General features: G+C 43.0%; 3 protein-coding genes and 1 pseudogene. 3 read left to right on the top strand and 1 reads right to left on the bottom strand.

The window, feature by feature from the left end; all coding sequences use genetic code 11:
- Nucleotides 1-319, top strand: a 319-nt coding sequence (locus AB4653_RS21655; protein WP_372105322.1) for a ribonucleotide-diphosphate reductase subunit beta, incomplete at its 5' end; no start/stop codon positions are given.
- Nucleotides 319-597, top strand: coding sequence for a class I ribonucleotide reductase maintenance protein YfaE (gene yfaE / locus AB4653_RS21660; protein WP_012604325.1), 279 nt, complete (start codon nucleotides 319-321; stop codon nucleotides 595-597). The genes AB4653_RS21655 and yfaE, both read left to right, overlap by 1 nt.
- A gap of 232 nt (nucleotides 598-829) precedes the next feature.
- Here yfaE and AB4653_RS21665 read toward each other — a convergent pair whose 3' ends face one another.
- Nucleotides 830-2,065, bottom strand: a complete 1,236-nt coding sequence (locus AB4653_RS21665; protein WP_102250188.1) for a CinA family nicotinamide mononucleotide deamidase-related protein — start codon at nucleotides 2,063-2,065, stop codon at nucleotides 830-832.
- Between the two features lie 208 nt (nucleotides 2,066-2,273).
- On the opposite strand from AB4653_RS21665, the pseudogene AB4653_RS21670 reads away from it, so the two are divergent.
- Nucleotides 2,274-2,408: pseudogene (locus AB4653_RS21670) on the top strand (DUF3943 domain-containing protein); the annotation flags it as partial.

Raw genomic sequence — 2,408 nt, forward strand, 5'->3', positions numbered from 1 at the left:
GTGTTTCGACCTATTCAAAGAAGCGGCTGAGCAAGAGAAAGAGTGGGCAGAATACCTATTCAAAGATGGCTCTATGATTGGTCTAAACAAAGATATTCTTTGCCAATACGTTGAGTACATTACCAACATCCGTATGCAAGCGGTTGGTCTAGGTACGGCTTACCCAGAAGCAACATCGAACCCAATTCCATGGATCAACGCTTGGTTGTCTTCAGATAACGTTCAAGTTGCTCCACAAGAAGCTGAAATCAGTTCTTACCTAGTTGGCCAAATCGACAACGAAGTAAAAGCTGACGACTTTGAAGGGTTTGAGCTGTAATGCCAACAATCAAAATCAACAAGCTGACTTCTATTGAATCTAACCCTTCAAATACTCTATTGGAAACAATGGAACAAGCAGGGTTAGAGCCAGAATACAACTGCCGAGATGGCCACTGTGGCGCTTGCCGCTGTACGTTGGATTCTGGTGAAGTCGAGTACGTTGGTTTTGCTATGGCTTACACACAAGGCGATGAAATTTTGCCTTGTATCTGTAAAGCAAAAACAGAACTATCGCTGAGTAACGTTATTCACAGAAATAAGCAAAAAAGTGCTTAATACTTGTACTTAGATCTTATACTTAGCACGATTAGTACAATGTTGAATCGTTAACAGAAAAGCTTAAAAATTTAAGGGCCCGATAATCTTCATTATCAGGCCCTTTTTGTATTTCATGTTGGCTCAATCATACAACTCGCTTATTGCACCAACTCGGCTTTATTGATGTATATGATTTATTACATATATAGCTTTATAGCTTTAACTTGGACTTTATAGCGTTGACTTGGTTTTATAGTACCGCTTTAGGAATAAACATGTCTTTCAATCGCTTAACCGAAGAGTAAGTACCAAACATCGGTTTGTTGTCTAGATGCCTTCTCAGCATATCGGCGGCAACGGTCTTAATCACGTTGCGTTGGTCTTCGCGTGAGTACTGACGATAAAACTCAAGCACCTGCCCCCACTCTCCTGCTTCAGTCGACAATGCGACGCTGAATGTGTTGCCTTCTAATTTACCAGTAACCAAAGCCAGTTCTGTACCGCACTTCTCTCTTGTAGCGCCAGCCAGTGCAAAGGTTGCGGCTAATGGATCACTCTTTTCAAGTTCGCTCTCTTTTGGCTCAGCCATGACCCATGAATGCCCAAAGCAATCTTCAACCTGCTCATTCAATTGCAGCCACGCTGATAGGGCGCCTTTGGTCGACACTTCAGATACAGATAACGTCTTCTTTTTTTCCGCCATGATGTGTCCAATATGGTCAATCATTGGCTCATCAACGCTCACGACATTACTCTCTAGCAGCTTGTAAACCATTTGCAGAAGCTTAACGCGAGTTTCTAAGTCTGCCTTAGGACCAAACAGTTTGACCTCAATAAAAGGCAGATAAGAGCGGTAGCCAAGTTCATAGCCTGCTGGAAGCTTAAGCTGGTCTAACACATCCGAGATACCCGATTCAGACAAACCAAACGTAAACAATCGACTGCATTCAGAGGCAACCACTTGAGGGTAGGTACGCGACAAGTCAGGAAGAATCTCAAACGTCACCATACGTTTGAATTCACTCGGTACACCAGGAGTGAAATAGAAAGTCGCATCGTTGATTTTCAGCTTGAAGCCGCAAGCCGTACCCACAGGATTATCAACAATCTCTGAACTCGCGGGTAATAAAGCTTGCTTAAGGTTACTGTCAGGCATCGGCATACCACGTCCAGAGAACATCTCTTCCATACGAGTCAGCCACTCAGGGAACATGACAAGCTTTTGATCTGAGGCCGCAGCCGCAGCCGCCGCACTCATATCATCAGTTGTCGGCCCCAAACCACCATTGACGATAACCACATCATAGTTGAAGCTCAGCATCAGCAGTTCTTCGATCAGAGCGTTCATTTGATCGCCCACAGTTGAACGCTTTGCCAAAGCAAAGCCGTGCTGATAAAACTCAGCAGACATCCAAGCTGCGTTTGTGTCGACAATGTCCCCATGAAGAACTTCTTCACCAGTGCTTAACATTGCGATTTTCGTCATATTTATATCCCTTGTGGCCATTAAAAGACACGGCATTATTTACAAACTAGTCTAAGGTTGAGTTTGAGTCATTCACCTTTTCACAAATATTACTAATGCTTAATCTAAGGTTTTCTTAGGAAAAGCAATAAATTATTAGTTCCCTAAACTAAGCATTTAATAGATAATTGTGACTCGGATCAATTATTAACTTCTCATGGAGACCCTTGTGGCCAAATCACCGTTACTAACGAAGGTTACTGCTGCATTTACAATGCTAATGTCAGTTAACTCGGTTGCAAGCCAATACGACTTCGACCAACCAATCAACCTTTCTTATTCGGATGAATGCGCTCAAGATTAC

Source organism: Vibrio sp. 10N.222.48.A3 (genome assembly GCF_041475345.1).
Classification (GTDB): domain Bacteria; phylum Pseudomonadota; class Gammaproteobacteria; order Enterobacterales; family Vibrionaceae; genus Vibrio; species Vibrio tasmaniensis_A.

What these genes read in the sequence shown, in the direction of transcription:
- yfaE (WP_012604325.1), top strand. Translation starts at nt 319, where the DNA reads ATGCCAACAATCAAAATCAACAAGCTGACTTCTATTGAATCTAACCCT.
- AB4653_RS21665 (WP_102250188.1), bottom strand. Translation starts at nt 2,065, where the DNA reads ATGACGAAAATCGCAATGTTAAGCACTGGTGAAGAAGTTCTTCATGGG.